Raw genomic sequence first — 13,059 nt, 5'->3', positions numbered from 1 at the left:
ATATCGCCCCGCTTGATCGGGCTTGTCATCGTGAAGAGCCAGATGGCGCTCAACGGATGGGTAGTGGGCTCATCGATGGGGCCACGAATTAAAGTGACGCTGTTGCCCAGTGGCGTGATTGTTCGATGCCCGTTTCAACGAAGAATTTCGGAAGGAACCGAATAATGGGATCTCTGCCGCCCAGCATTTCCACCTGGCCGCCGCTTTGCATGTGGGCGAGCACGGTCGAGAACTTGTGCGCGCTCAACCACGAAAGCCGCTGGGCGAGACTCCACGGCATGGTCTCGATACCGTTCATGCGCAAGTGGTTGTACAGGTGTCCCTTGGCACTGCGCGCCTCCTCCAGCTGGCGCTCCTTGACCCTCGATGGCTTGGGTGGCTTGGGCATGGGGGGCGGAAAGACCTTCGAAAACTGTCCAAGGGACCACTCGACAATCGCCCACGCCTGGCGGACGGTTTGGGCAGGGATCGGTGGGAAGGGAGGGAGGGGATCGCTAGCAGTTGTCGGGACAGGGAAGGACTGGTAGCAGTGCAAGATCGCCGCGATCCGCCAGGTCTTCTCGGTGGCGCGGCCGGCTGAGTCCTGATAAGCATGGAAGCCGGAGGCTGCGCGCGCCTCGATGTCCTGTTTCAGGTGTACCCAGCATGCCTGCGCTTCCTGGGACAGGGACAGCATTACCCGGTCCGTCTGCCCAGCCAGCAGGCGTTGAAGACGTTGCTCCAAGAACCAGACGGCAAGACGGTGGAACTCGTCGAGAGCCGGTGTTGCCATGTTTGGCACCTGGGTGCCACGTCCCTGCAATGTGTGAGCGAAAAGAATCCTGGACGCCAGGCCGGACTTGCGATCGCTGTTGCGCGTCGCGAGCTGGTAGTCCTGGTAGATGTCGGGCTGGACCAAGCCACAGATGCCCACCGAAGGATAGTAGGCAACAAGGCGGTCATGATCACGGCGAATGAGCGACTCCTTGATGGAGCCGTCAAAGAAGCGGTTGAGCTTCCCTCGGCGCTTCATGACATCGCTCTTCAGCAGATCGAAGCAGTCGTCGTCCGCGATCGTCAAGCCGAGGCCTCTGCCCTCGAGTGCCTCAATTAAGGACGACCCCGTGACATCCATCTGGAGGACATCACGGAAGGCCGGATGACTGCGCCGCTCGGTATTTAGGGCGCGACGCTCGTCGAGCGCCTGGTCGAAGTTGCGAATGGGCGCGTAGAACTCCCGCATCGCGGAAGACTTGCCGCATACCGGCGGGCCAACGCCAAAGCAGTACAAGGCGAGTGGCATCCAGCCACCACCCGGGGGGCGGAGCGCGAAACCGTGCAAGGACGTCGACATCGCGGAAATTGCCACGAGGATGACGATCTCGATGGGGGCCCCCGTTTTGTTGTGTACCTCCAGAATGGCGCTGGCGATATTGGGTGGCAGATTTTTAATCAATTCGAAGTTCGGATCGGTCATGTTGGGGTTGGGGTACACCTACGCCTCCATGGGCCTGTTCGCAGCAACGCCCAGCCTGGGCGGGGCGGTTGGCGATGGGCCTCGAGTGTTGGATGCCGGCACGCGGCTGTGCTCGCCGTCTCTGCAAAGGTCGCGTGGGTCACCGGAGGCCTCGACGATCCCACATGGGAACGGATCTCGCTCCCCCGGGAATGACCACATTTCCTGTGTCTAGTCAGGAATCCGGCGGTGGGACAATGGCTTAGACAGCAAAAAAGTCGTGTTACCCGCAAGGCTTCCCGCTGCTCCAGCAGTCCCGAACATAACGTCGATTTTCTTTTTTTTCGTGGGCAGTTGGCGCGAGGCCTTGAGAACGCACAGGTCCACGTGGAGGGCGAAAAAAAATTCGTGTCGCCCATATTGCAAAAGCGTATCCCTAGCCGCGGTGCCACCGCTGACCCGCTTGGCTGACTTTAGGAGCGGTAGCTTCGGCGGCAAATCATTGATGCGCTTTGTAAAGCGGTGAGCCGTCAATCCAGGCGCTTCCAAACTGCCGATATTCATCTGCGGTGCCAAGCGTTGCTTAGTGATATCACTTACGGGTCGCTCCCCGACATACCGGGTGCGGCGGCCGATCCATCGGGCTTCAACTCGACGGGTTGTCGGTGTTTTCTGGCGCTATCTCAACATGGCTTTTTTTGTTGAACGAGATGCGCCGAATTGCTGGTGCAATCGGACGCTTACTTGCTAAGCATGTGAGTCGGGAGGCTTTTTTGTTTCCGGTTCGTATTCTTTTTAGATCAATCAACCTATTTGGTAATCGATTAGTGATCAAAGGTAGTTTGGTTGAATCGGCGGCGTTGCGGGTGGGTACATTAACGACGACAAAGGATCCGATGATGTGATCACGGATGGAGTGGAATGAATTTGATGGATATTGAGCAAGAGTGCATACGTAGGGAGCGGTTTCATAACCTGGTGTCCTCGGGCCTCCTGAATCCGCGCGACTATTACGACGACATAGGGAGGGTCGCCCATGTCTATGAAGTGGATGCGAATCGGCGCGCCAAGGATCACTTGCGTATGCTGAAGAAGGCGGTAAGGCAGGTCGCGGAGACGACAACTGTGCCAATCAAGCGCCAGGAGATGGGGGGCGTTGTCCGCTATGCCTTGTCCCGGGAAGCGCGTCGACTGTGGCACGCCATGCGGGGCATTGGCCTTGCGCCGAAGGCGTGGGGTCGCGAGCGTGAGATGCATCCGCACCTTGCTCTCGGCATGCGCATGGCACGGAAGTGGGAACCGAAGTTGCGGTACTTCAAGAACACCAGCGATGAGCTGCTGGTCAACGAGGAATACCCGAGGCGCATTCTGACCCACGTGGTGAAGGTCATCCGGCGTGTTGGTTGCTCACCTAAGGTAATCAGTCGGATCCAGCGACTGACTCGCCAGCGTTCGGATAACCTCGAGGAGTGCTGCAAATACGTCCTGGCTATCCTCCGGGTGCATGCTCGCCCCTTGGTGCTTCGTGTTGATCTGTACGTCGAGGCCGAGGCGAAGGAGGCCGCCAAGGAAGGCAAGATCAAGCGGGCCTTGCGCAAGCTCGCTCGTAACCTCGGCGAAGACCGTATCGTCCCTGATGTTCTTGGTTACATCATCAAGCTTGAGAACGGCTACGACCGCGGTATCCATCTGCACGTCATGGTCATCCTTGACGGAGACAAGCACTTCCAGTCGTACAAGTTGGCTGAGCAGCTCAGGATGTACTGGATCCACGAGTGTGTGGGGTCGCCGCAGTTTGCGTCAGGCTTCAACTGCTATCTTCGAAAGGACGAGTACCCCTTCAACTGCATCGGTCACGTCCATTACCTGGACGGGAACGCGCTGCGAGGGGTCCTCGAGGCGCTGAAGTACGTCACGAAGACAGACATGGAATTCCTGCTGCCCAAATCCTTGGGGAAGTCCCTGCGCAAGGGCCAGGTCCCCCCGGTGCCGCTGGATGGGAAGCGGCGTGGAGCGCCTCGGAAGAATGGGGACGACGTGGCGCTTGCCGAAGGCATCCTGCTCGGGTGGAAAGCTGAGCAGCGCTCGGCAAGGAAGGGCTCCAGGAGGACGCCTCAGAGGGTCTGACTGCTGCCAAAAAAAAGGAGCCGCTCGTTTTGCACGAGCGGCTCCTGGCGCTGGGAGCTTGGTGGCCCGGTCTACCACTTCACAGCGTGGGCACGACGGCGGAAAAGTCGGAGGATTGCCTGCCGCTCCCCGCAAAGGAACCCGAAGGCCTTCAGCTTCTCGTCCAGATCAGCCGTGGTCAACGGGTTCACGCGCGGCTGGATCGACCGCTGACCCTGTTCGAGCGTCCACCACTTGGCCGCGCAAATGATCAAGCTCAATCCGGCGGTCAGGTGGGCGTCTCCGGGGAACGTCTGCCTGAACCAACTCAGCGTTTCATGGTTAAACCGCGCGCTGTTTGCGCCATGCCCTCGCGGATTGATGAACTTGAAGGCTTGGCGGACGACATAGCCGTACTTGAAGGGCGAATGGGGTGGGAGCTTGCCCAGACGCTGAATCACCGCCTCCTCACCCAAACGTCGGTTCAGAAGGCCCGGAAAAAGTTCGGTGGCGGTCTTGTACATCGCGAAAACTGCGGGTGCGCTGATGCACAGGCCATGTGGATCTACGGAGTTCGACTCAACTGCTGCGGTGACGCCGAAAGCCCCACCGTGGCAGGCCTCTTTCGAGGCAAGATGCTCCTCATTCACCGCATCAAGCATGCTCATGCCCCCCCCTTGATCGGGGTTTGCTCAATCAGCGCCCGGATGCTCTCGACACGCCATGCAGCAATTCGTGGGCCCAGTGCACGACTCGGCGGGGGGAAGCGGCCGCTCCGGACCCCAGCCCACCAGGTCGAGCTGCTGACGGGGATGACCGGCGGGATTGCCGGTGAGCGTGCGGTGGCCTGTTTGCCGATGATATCGCGAAGACGAACGTAACCGGTTGCTGGGAGGTTGCGCGGCTCAGGAACCAGAGAGCGATCAGGGCTCCACACAGGCGTCCGGGCGTTTTGTTGAACTACCGGATTTGCATCCGACACGTGCTGAAGGGCCAAAACATCATCGTGCGGCGCGTCAGCGCCGCCTGAAGTAACCGTATGTGACATGGGTCGTTTCTCCGTTGTACAGCGGCACCCAATTGCGTCGCTGTCCGGCGGAGTCTCAGGAGGTGCAACACGCTTGCCGACGCGATTGCCGGCTATTGGCTTGACAAGGTCTTACTTGTGTCGTAGAGGATTCTTGGCGTGATGGGCCTGGTGATGTGCCCGTTCGAACGCGGTCACAAGCTCAGGGTACATCGGCTTCTTGGCAGTAACCCACTTGATTAACGTGTCGAGGATCCGATGTTCCGGCTTATTGGTAGTCTTTTTGCCTGAAGTTGCTTGCGCGTTGTAGCGTGCTAAGACCGCTGCCTGGCGAGGGTCGCGCTGAATATTTTCCACCACGATACCCAAGAGATGGATTGGATCCGTCATTTTTTTGGTCACCTCAAGAGCGTTGAGCTCGTTGGTTACCATGGTCGCGACGGCATCCCTAAGTGCCTTGCCTTGCTTTCCACCCGCATCGCTCTTGGCTTCGCTTTCTGTCCTGGCTGAAAGGGTTTTTCCGATATTCCTCCAGCACTCAATCAGGGCATGTAGACAGCGTAGGTCGTCGTGGTCTTTCCTCGCATTGGTTGCCTCAATCCAGTAGGCTATTGCGACCTCAACAATGTCGTCGATCTCAAACTTGATTTTTGCTTCAAAATTCTCGCATTCGCGCTCTGCGGCTTCGAAGGCATTATCGCACTCTACCCCTAGGGCCGGATCCTTTTGACGATCAATCGATATGCGTTCAACCCAAAGAGCGGCTGCCTTTTTCCGAAGCTCCTCCATTGCCTGGATCGGTTTTTTCGCAAGTGATGCGCTCTTCCAATGCTCGAAGGACGTTGCATTCTTTTGATGCTCCAGTCCCTTGCACACCTTGTTCCAGAGCTTGTTGAAGTCCTGGGATCCTCGATCCCGAATCACGTGCGCCCGTTCGATGTCCTCAAGCGTTCGCTCAAGGAGCCGATCAAGGTCGGGGAGGCCGGCGCTCTCGTACTTTCCCGAATCTCGCGTAGAGTTGCGCAGGGTCGTAGGAACGCGTGGCATGTCATCTACACGCCGGTTGGCAAATGAATTGAGCGGGGCGTAAAGTTTCATGGAATGCCGAAGTTGTTAGAAAACAGGATGGTCCAAGACATTAGTAACCGTGACGATATGCGGCACCCTTACTACGAATAATGGGTCGCAGCGCAACGACAACCGGTTCATGATGAGGTTTCGCCACTTTATCGCTGACTGGCTCAGGTCGACGAGGATTTTCGACCTTGCAGCCTGGGGCATCCCGTCCCGGAGCATTTCGGTCGCTTGCTGAGGAGCCCGGTGCTGTTCGTGACAGCTTACGTGGAACTGGACGACTTCGAGCCCTTCAAGACCTCTACGCACGCTTCCGTGGAGACGGGATGACCAAGTTGCTCGGCGGCATCTTGGCCGCACGTCAATGCGCACGCCGACTTCGTGACCAATCAGCGGCGACGAAAAGCTGCCACGGTGTTGACAGGCCTTCGCACAGGTTGCGCGCCCTGTTCGACTCGCACACTTCAGTCATGGATTCCCTCCTGGCAGCTTTCGGCGAAGCGTTGCAACCAAACGCCAGCAGCTTCTACATGCGCAAATCGCTTTTAGCCGGTAGCAGATATGCTGAATTACGCAACCTCTCCTGCGACCGGCGGATTCGCGCCGAGCGTCGAAACCCGCAGGAGCACGCCGGCTAAGCTACGAAGGTCCTGCGCATTGTGGTGAGCCACGCGACGTAGGTTCGTGGCCGGCCCGCCTCGCAGGAATGTCAGCCAAGCCGCGGGCGCTTCCGACCCCGGAAGGTCGTCGTCGCGCACCACGCCCAGAAGCTGCCGCTCGGCGGTCGCGAGGCGGCAGTTGTCCCAGACGCCTTTCCAGCGCCGGCGGACCGGGTGGAGCAGGTCGAGATGGCCGAGGCCCGTGAGTGGGTTGGGCAACCGCGCCAGTCGGTAGCGAGTTGCGAGCAGCGGCGCGTCGTAGCTCTTGCCGTTGTAGCTGACGAGTACGGTGTCCTCGCGCAGCCAGCCGGCGAAGGTCTGCAGCATCGCGGTCTCGGCCGCCATGGTGGTGATCGTCAGCTGGCGGATGCGGAAGCGGCCGTCCGGCTCCCAATGGGCCGCGCCGATCATGAAGGCGCGGGTGCCGGTACCGCCGGCCAGCCCGGTGGTTTCCGTATCGAAATGCAGCAGCCGGCCGCTGGCGACCGCCTCGCTCCAGCGGGCGAACGCCGTGTCGAGCACGGGCGGTGGCGGCAGCCAGTCAACCACCGCTTCGGTGAGGAACAGCCCGTCGGCGATCTCTTTGCCCGGCACCATGCGATCCGAAGAGGTCGCGCGTGGCGCCGCGCGCTGCATCCGCGAACGGCCGTAGATCAGGCGCAGCACATCGGCCGGCAGGGCGGGTTTCGGCGGCGACGTCGGAGCTGCTGGGACCGATAGTCCGGATTGCGTCCGCAGTTGGCGCAGCCGATCGGCAAGCGCGCTCACAGAGCCACCAGCAGGCCCAGGACTCGCAAGGCCAGGGCCTTGGGCGTGTCCGCGGCTGCCTCGTCTGCGGCCAGGATCGGTCCGACGCAGGCCGGGCAGCCGGCCGCACATTCGCAGCGCTCGACCAGCGTCAAAGCCAGGCGGACAAGGTCCTCGCGCCGCTCGAACAACGGCGCGCTCAGGCCCACGCCGCCGGGGAAGGCGTCGTAGAGATAAACCGTCGGGGTGAAGGGCGCATCGGGCGCCAGCGCCGTGGGCTGTCCGTCCATCCCGCGCAGCTGGCCACGGCCCGCGATGTCCGAGGCGACGAACCACGCCCCGTCTGCGCTGCCCACCGACTTCTGCAAATCGCGAGACTCAGCCATCACCGCCACGGTGGCGACGATGTGCAGCGCATAGGTGGCCCCGAGGAAACCGTCCAGCGCCTGCTGTCGACCATCGAAGGCCTGCTCGAGCTCGCGCTGGGCTAGCTGCCACCAGACGGCGGTGGTGTGCAGCTCCTGGTCGGGCAGGTTGACCGGGCCGTAGCCGATGTTTTCGTGGGTGTAGTAGCGGATCTTCTTGTAGCCCGCCACGCGCCGGACCACGTGCACCTCGCCGTGGTGGGCCTCGCCGCGCCCCGCGCTGGAGCTGCCGAAGCAGTCGAGGACCTTGAGCTTGGTGTAGTCGATGGCGTCGGTGTAGTAGTCCACCTGGGTGCGCGTCACGAACGCCTTGCGGCCCTCCCAGTCGAACCGTTCGACCTGGTAGGGCATCGACTGGATCATGTGGATCGCCCCTTCGTAGAGCGTCACCGGCACAGCGGTGAAGTCGACCTCGGCGATGATGGTCTGCTTGCCGCCGGTGCGGTCGACCACCACGAAGTTGCCATCGGCCACGCTGCGCAGCGAGACCGCGTTGGCCGGATAACTGTCAGCGATCCATTCCCAGCGGTCGCATTCGCGGTGGAGCACGCCCTCCTCACCGAGCACTTCCAGCCAGGGCGTGGCCGCACCCGGTCCGAACTCCTCGGCGCCCACGAACGGCAGCTCGAACGCGGCGCAGCGGATATGGTCGAGCAGGATCAGCGGCTGGTCCGCCGCGATGCGCGCGTGCTCGGGTGGGGCGCCCTCGAAGAACTCCGGATGGCGCACCAGGTACTGGTCCAGCGGATCGCTACTGGCCACCAGCACGCCCAGCGCCGGCTGCTGGCGGCGGCCCGCCCGGCCAAAGCGCTGCCAGGTCGCAGCCATGGACCCCGGGTAGCCGTTGAGTACCACGACATCGAGGCTGCCAATGTCCACGCCCAGCTCAAGCGCCGAGGTACTCACGATGCCGTCGATGCTACCTGCGCGCATCTCACGCTCGGCGGCGCGCCGCTCGGTCGGCAGGTAGCCGCCGCGATAGGCACGGATACGTGGAGGTTTGCGTGGATCGTGATCGAAGACGTCCTTCAGGTACTTGGTCAGCACCTCGACCATAGTGCGGCTCTGCGCGAACACGAGAGTCTTCATGCCGGCCTTGATGGCCAGCCGGGCGATCCGGTTTGTCTGCGAGCGTGCCGACGCGCGCAGGCCAAGGTCCGGGTTGACCACGGGCGGATTCCACAGCAGCACGTGCTTGTCGCTCGAGGGCGCGCCGCTCTGTGTGATGGCGGTGATCGGGTGCTCGATCAGCGCCTCGGCGTGCTCCCTGGGGTTGCCAATGGTCGCCGAGCACAGGATGAACTGTGGGGTGACGCCGTAGAACGCGCACACGCGCTTGAGCCGGCGAATCACGTTGGCCACGTGCGAGCCGAACACGCCGCGGTACGTATGCACCTCGTCGATCACGATGTAGCGGAGGTTCTCGAAGAACTGCGCCCATTTGGTGTGATGCGGCAGGATGGCCTGGTGCAGCATGTCCGGGTTGCTCACCACGATATCGCCGTGAAGACGGATCGCCTGGCGGGCATCGCCGGGCGTATCGCCGTCGAAGGTGAACGCCTTGACCCCAAGCTCGCCGGCCTTGTTGAGCTCCAGTAGCTCGGCGACCTGGTCCTGCGCCAGAGCCTTGGTCGGAAAAAGGTACAGCGCCTTCGCTCCCTGCTGCATGGCAGCACTGATGACCGGCAGGGTGTAGCAGAGCGACTTGCCCGAGGCCGTCGGGGTCACGATCGCTACCTGTTCGCCACGTTGCGCGGCGGCCCAGGCCTCGGCCTGGTGGCTGTAGAGCGCATCGATGCCACGCGAGCGCAGGGCCGTCGCGAGTGCTGGCGGTAGATCCGCGGGTAAGGGTTCGAATGAGCCCTCGCGGCCCGGAACAACGAAGGCACCGGTGATGCGTTCGGCGTACCGTTTGGAAAGGCGCTGGGCGAGCGCGCGGCCGTCGCTGGGGCCGGGTAGCATGAGATCATCAGAGGCTTGATATCGGTCGGGAAGAGCGTTCAATGGAGGAGCCGCCTGTGTTCGTTGGCGGCAGTACATGGGCAGAGCGTCTCGCCAGGTGAGACTGTCAGGCTCTCTGGTGCATGAAGCTCAGCCAGGATGCCGTTGTCCGCGCGCCTTCGACATGCGGTCGGTATGCTGGTTCTCCCGCGCCGGAGCCTCCGCCATGTGTTACTCCGCCCAGATAAAGGCCGACTATGTCCGCTACGTTCGCCACTTTGGCGCAACGATCAGTCTGCAACGCTTCACCGAACTCTTCTGGGAACGCCGCCGGGACGGCACGTGGACGAAGATCCCGAAGGCCTTGCGCGAGAGCTTCCGGCATCCGGACAGCGAAGCCGGCTTTGAACTCGCCAAACTGGTGGCGGAAGGGGATCGCGAGTTGGAGCAGCGCTATCGGGAGGACCTGGTGGCCCAGCGGGAGCGTCTGACCAAGGCAGAGGCCGTGCTGGCTGGCCCAAAGCCGACCAAGAAGGCGGCTGAGGACAAACGAATCGCGAACAATAAGATCGCGGCGACAGAGGCCAACCTGGCTGCACTCCAGCGACGCGACCTGGTCGACGACGACGCCCGCATCTTCCCAGGCTCGTATGCGCCGGTGCTGATCGAGCGCGATGGACAAAGGTTCGTGGTACCCATGCGCTACCAATGCCGCATGCCCGGCTGGACTGCCGCCGTGGAGCGCAAGTATCCCGGCACCTACAACGCCAGGCGCGACAAGCTGGAGGAATCTTGGGGCCAGCTCTTCGGTTACCGCCACGGCATCCTGGTGATCACCCGCTTCTATGAGAACGTGGCGCGCCACCGGCGGGAGGGCAGAGAGTTGGCGCCGGGCGAAAAGGAGGAGAACGCAGTGCTCGCCTTCGACCCTCAGCCGCCTCAGGACATGCTGGTGGCCTGCCTGTGGAACGTGTCCAAGGGGGCGGACAACGGCTCCGATCTCTTCACCTTTGCCGCCATTACGGACGAACCCCCGCCCGAAGTCGCGGCCGCAGGCCACGACCGCTGCATCGTCCCCATCAAGCCCGAGCACGTCGATGCGTGGCTGAATCCGGCAGTGGCGCCGCGCGAGGCGCTGTACGCCATCCTGGATGATCGAGCGCGGCCGTACTACCAGCACCGGCTCGCGGCTTAGCCTGCCGGTGTTTGGGTAGACGGCGTAAAATCGAGCCATGAACGAACCCACCGCCGAAGGCCGCCGCCGCTATCCGTACACGCACGGGTACTTCCCCGACCCGGGGCAGATTGAGGCTGCTCCGGACCGAGAGTTGCCCTGCACCTGCACGAATGGGTGCCCGAGCCGCTGCGCAGGAGAGTGCGGCTGCAAAGCGTGCGAACAGGCCTTTGCCGAGTTTTGTGATGTGGCGGGCTTCTACGGTCCCGGCGAGTTCGATGAAGCCGCCGCGCTGTCGGCCTATCGCGAGGTGCACGTGCATGGCGGCGTTCCTGGCGGTACTGGCGCCTGAAGCCGACGCCGTTGTCGGGCACTTGCGCGAGCGCTGGGATCCGTCAGTGCAGCGCGGGCTCGGCGCGCACATCACCCTTCGCTACCCGTTCCTCCCGCTCAGGGCGCTGAGTACACGCGATCGGGAGATGTTGGTGGACGCGATCGCCTCGGTGCCCAGCTTTCACTACACGCTTGCGCGCGTTTCCAATTTCCCATCGACGGTGTTCCTCGACCCGGAGCCGGTCTCACCGTTTGCCGCCCTCCGCGCCGCGGTGGATCAGGCGTTCGAGCGGCGACTGCCGGAGGACCCGTTCCCACGGTATGCGCCGCATCTGTCGGTGGCACGCCAAGTACGGAAAGACCGCACAGAGGTCATGGAAGCGCTTGGAGCAGCTCTGGCCGGCAGCGGTGATGGTGCAATTCACGCGACGTGCAAGATGGTCATGCTGCTAGAGCGAACATGTGGCGGCCCATGGCAAGTGCAACTGGACTTGCCGCTCGGCCCGCCTCGCATTGGTTGAGGGAACCCGGTCCCGCCAGGGACCATGCACCTTCATGCCATCCGGCCTTGCGATGGAGAGACGGTGTGCTACCAGGCAGTGCGCGGAAGAAGTATCGGTGTTGCCCTACAAAACGAGGAGCGGGCGCCTGATAGGCGGGCAATGCAACACGCAGCAAGCTATGGCTGCCCCGCGAGTCAGGTCCAAGGCGACAGGGAGTCAGGCGCGAGCCGACGATGGGATGTCCAGGCGCGGACCGATGACCGGGGTTCCTTCCTTTTCTTGAGCATGACCCATGCGGTTCGTCTTTTCCGTCGAAGAGAGCGCTGTGGGCTGGCGCGTGCGTGAAGGTAAGTCCGGTGTCGCCGAAGGGCTCACCTTGGGCAAGGCCATCAAACGTGCGCGACAGCTAGGCCGCGAGCGTCACGAACGCACGGAGTTCGCGGTCACCGTCGAGTTGGTCATTCCCGAGAAGACGTTGCTGCTGGCGCAGTATCCGCGTCAGATCAGGGAAGCGACGGCCGCGGCCTAAAGCTTGGGGTGCGAGGCAGCGAGTTGCCGTCAGCCCTTAGCCCAAGAGGCGGTTGAGGACGGCGGCCAAGCGCAACCCGGCCTGTCCCAAGCGCTGCTCGACCACGGGGCGCCACACACGCACGTATTCGACGCCGACCTTGCGGGGCGGGTAAAAGCCCGGCGAGCCAACCAGTGCTCCGCTCTCGTGAACCCAATCCTCGACGTCGCCACCGGTCGGCGCATGGGGCACGTCCATCTCGACTCGGCGCGCCAAGTCGGTCGGTGCCAGCCCGAACGTCTCGATCAGCCCCGTGTCCCAGATGTGGTGCAGGTTCGATCCGCGTCCCTGCCAACGCACCTGATACGTATTGCCGCCCTTGTCGTCGCCGTAGCCGGCATGCAGCGGCTGGTGCGCGTCACCCACCAGGTGGACCACATAGCGCAGTGCCTTTGCCCGATCCTCGTCTGAGGCATGGCGGTTGCCCAGCACCAGCTCCTGACGTTTCAGTGCAGCAACCAGGCACTGGTCGCCGCCGGGACATTGCTCGGGCGTGTAGTGAAAGTCCGAACCGCGTGGAAAATTGACGTAGTGCCACTTGCCCGTGGCGGGGTTGCGGTGCTCGTCGGCCCAGGAGGCGATGGATTCCAACGTGGCGCCTGGCTCCAAGCTGAGCAGCCGCTGGATTTCCGCGTGGGCGGCGGGCGTCAGGTGATCGGCAGCAATCCGGGCGACGACGGCATGGCCGTCGCGACCCCATGCGTAAAGATGGGTGGCAGGCAGGAGGAGGGCGAGAGCCAACAGGAGGCGTGTATTCATCACGCCATGGTAGCGGCTGGTCGACCGGATCTCGGCGCCAGGCAGCGCTTTTGGGGCCGCGCAGGTCTAGCGCGTACGGGCTGCAATGAGTTGCTGCAGGTAGGCGATCCCTTCCTCTTCCGGAAAGAAGGTCACGACGTCCGCGACGGTCAGGCCGTAGCGCTTCCTGAGGGCGAGAAACTCTTCCTTTGCGAGTTCCATGGGCGTCTTGGAAGGGCGACTCGCATCAAGGGCCGCCAGTTCGGCCTGGAAACGGCGGAAGGCGTCGGTAGGCATGGTCATTAGCGCATTCTCCCATGCGGCTGGAA

At 62.6% G+C, this 13,059-nt stretch carries 14 protein-coding genes; 6 read left to right on the top strand and 8 right to left on the bottom strand.

Features of this window, described 5'->3' with window-relative positions; all coding sequences use genetic code 11:
* Window positions 1-88 precede the first annotated feature (88 nt).
* Entirely contained in the window at window positions 89-1,474 is a 1,386-nt protein-coding gene (locus ACFWZ1_RS09625) for a DUF3987 domain-containing protein (protein ID WP_439666254.1), read from the bottom strand.
* 192 nt (window positions 1,475-1,666) lie between these two features.
* Window positions 1,667-1,999: a hypothetical protein gene (locus ACFWZ1_RS09620; protein ID WP_439666253.1), complete on the bottom strand. Its 333-nt coding sequence runs from the start codon at window positions 1,997-1,999 to the stop codon at window positions 1,667-1,669.
* A gap of 137 nt (window positions 2,000-2,136) precedes the next feature.
* On the opposite strand from ACFWZ1_RS09620, the gene ACFWZ1_RS09615 reads away from it, so the two are divergent.
* The gene (locus ACFWZ1_RS09615; RefSeq protein WP_439666252.1) at window positions 2,137-2,340 is read left to right on the top strand and encodes a hypothetical protein; all 204 of its coding nucleotides are present in this window, start codon (window positions 2,137-2,139) and stop codon (window positions 2,338-2,340) included.
* A 16-nt stretch (window positions 2,341-2,356) separates the two neighbouring features.
* Window positions 2,357-3,562, top strand: a complete 1,206-nt coding sequence (locus ACFWZ1_RS09610; RefSeq protein ID WP_439666251.1) for a hypothetical protein — start codon at window positions 2,357-2,359, stop codon at window positions 3,560-3,562.
* Between the two features lie 71 nt (window positions 3,563-3,633).
* On the opposite strand, the gene ACFWZ1_RS09605 is transcribed toward ACFWZ1_RS09610, so the two are convergent.
* From ACFWZ1_RS09605 to ACFWZ1_RS09590, 4 genes are all read right to left on the bottom strand, one after another.
* Complete coding sequence (locus tag ACFWZ1_RS09605) at window positions 3,634-4,209, bottom strand: hypothetical protein (protein WP_439666250.1); 576 nt, start codon at window positions 4,207-4,209, stop codon at window positions 3,634-3,636.
* A gap of 491 nt (window positions 4,210-4,700) precedes the next feature.
* A complete protein-coding gene (locus tag ACFWZ1_RS09600; protein WP_439666249.1) occupies window positions 4,701-5,666 on the bottom strand; it encodes a hypothetical protein in 966 nt (321 codons plus the stop codon).
* 545 nt (window positions 5,667-6,211) lie between these two features.
* Window positions 6,212-7,069: a ribonuclease H-like domain-containing protein gene (locus ACFWZ1_RS09595; protein WP_439666248.1), complete on the bottom strand. Its 858-nt coding sequence runs from the start codon at window positions 7,067-7,069 to the stop codon at window positions 6,212-6,214.
* Entirely contained in the window at window positions 7,066-9,435 is a 2,370-nt protein-coding gene (locus ACFWZ1_RS09590; RefSeq protein ID WP_439666247.1) for a DEAD/DEAH box helicase, read from the bottom strand. The genes ACFWZ1_RS09595 and ACFWZ1_RS09590 overlap by 4 nt, the downstream gene beginning before the upstream one ends.
* 205 nt (window positions 9,436-9,640) lie before the next feature.
* Here ACFWZ1_RS09590 and ACFWZ1_RS09585 point away from each other — a divergent pair, with 205 nt between their 5' ends.
* From ACFWZ1_RS09585 to ACFWZ1_RS09570, 4 genes are all read left to right on the top strand, one after another.
* Window positions 9,641-10,609 (top strand): SOS response-associated peptidase family protein, encoded by a 969-nt coding sequence (locus ACFWZ1_RS09585; RefSeq protein WP_439666246.1) that lies wholly within the window; start codon window positions 9,641-9,643, stop codon window positions 10,607-10,609.
* 37 nt (window positions 10,610-10,646) lie between these two features.
* On the top strand, window positions 10,647-10,940 hold the full coding sequence (locus tag ACFWZ1_RS09580) for a hypothetical protein (protein WP_439666245.1): 294 nt from the start codon (window positions 10,647-10,649) through the stop codon (window positions 10,938-10,940).
* Window positions 10,909-11,442 carry a 2'-5' RNA ligase family protein gene (locus ACFWZ1_RS09575; RefSeq protein ID WP_439666244.1) on the top strand — a complete coding sequence of 178 codons (534 nt, stop codon included), beginning with the start codon at window positions 10,909-10,911 and terminating at the stop codon, window positions 11,440-11,442. Before ACFWZ1_RS09580 ends, ACFWZ1_RS09575 begins: the two co-directional genes overlap by 32 nt.
* A 274-nt stretch (window positions 11,443-11,716) precedes the next feature.
* Entirely contained in the window at window positions 11,717-11,953 is a 237-nt protein-coding gene (locus tag ACFWZ1_RS09570) for a hypothetical protein (RefSeq protein ID WP_439666243.1), read from the top strand.
* A 36-nt stretch (window positions 11,954-11,989) separates the two neighbouring features.
* Here ACFWZ1_RS09570 and ACFWZ1_RS09565 read toward each other — a convergent pair whose 3' ends face one another.
* Window positions 11,990-12,751, bottom strand: a complete 762-nt coding sequence (locus ACFWZ1_RS09565; RefSeq protein WP_439666242.1) for a S1/P1 nuclease — start codon at window positions 12,749-12,751, stop codon at window positions 11,990-11,992.
* A 66-nt stretch (window positions 12,752-12,817) separates the two neighbouring features.
* The gene (locus ACFWZ1_RS09560) at window positions 12,818-13,033 is read right to left on the bottom strand and encodes a hypothetical protein (RefSeq protein WP_007508478.1); all 216 of its coding nucleotides are present in this window, start codon (window positions 13,031-13,033) and stop codon (window positions 12,818-12,820) included.
* Between the last annotated feature and the right edge of the window lie 26 nt (window positions 13,034-13,059).

Origin of the sequence: Frateuria sp. GZRe14, from assembly GCF_051900395.1 — a bacterium.
In the GTDB taxonomy this organism is placed as follows: domain Bacteria; phylum Pseudomonadota; class Gammaproteobacteria; order Xanthomonadales; family Rhodanobacteraceae; genus Frateuria_A; species Frateuria_A edaphi.
The sequence above is the reverse complement of the archived record's forward strand: the minus strand, read 5'-3'. Positions and strand labels throughout refer to the sequence as shown.

Excerpts from the sequence above, each read along its gene's own strand:
- ACFWZ1_RS09610 (WP_439666251.1), top strand. The coding sequence starts at position 2,357 with ATGAATTTGATGGATATTGAGCAAGAGTGCATACGTAGGGAGCGGTTT.
- ACFWZ1_RS09570 (WP_439666243.1), top strand. The coding sequence starts at position 11,717 with ATGCGGTTCGTCTTTTCCGTCGAAGAGAGCGCTGTGGGCTGGCGCGTG.
- ACFWZ1_RS09600 (WP_439666249.1), bottom strand. The coding sequence starts at position 5,666 with ATGAAACTTTACGCCCCGCTCAATTCATTTGCCAACCGGCGTGTAGAT.
- ACFWZ1_RS09590 (WP_439666247.1), bottom strand. The coding sequence starts at position 9,435 with ATGCTACCCGGCCCCAGCGACGGCCGCGCGCTCGCCCAGCGCCTTTCC.
- ACFWZ1_RS09575 (WP_439666244.1), top strand. The coding sequence starts at position 10,909 with ATGGCGGCGTTCCTGGCGGTACTGGCGCCTGAAGCCGACGCCGTTGTC.
- ACFWZ1_RS09605 (WP_439666250.1), bottom strand. The coding sequence starts at position 4,209 with ATGAGCATGCTTGATGCGGTGAATGAGGAGCATCTTGCCTCGAAAGAG.
- ACFWZ1_RS09585 (WP_439666246.1), top strand. The coding sequence starts at position 9,641 with ATGTGTTACTCCGCCCAGATAAAGGCCGACTATGTCCGCTACGTTCGC.
- ACFWZ1_RS09580 (WP_439666245.1), top strand. The coding sequence starts at position 10,647 with ATGAACGAACCCACCGCCGAAGGCCGCCGCCGCTATCCGTACACGCAC.
- ACFWZ1_RS09620 (WP_439666253.1), bottom strand. The coding sequence starts at position 1,999 with ATGAATATCGGCAGTTTGGAAGCGCCTGGATTGACGGCTCACCGCTTT.
- ACFWZ1_RS09560 (WP_007508478.1), bottom strand. The coding sequence starts at position 13,033 with ATGACCATGCCTACCGACGCCTTCCGCCGTTTCCAGGCCGAACTGGCG.
- ACFWZ1_RS09565 (WP_439666242.1), bottom strand. The coding sequence starts at position 12,751 with ATGAATACACGCCTCCTGTTGGCTCTCGCCCTCCTCCTGCCTGCCACC.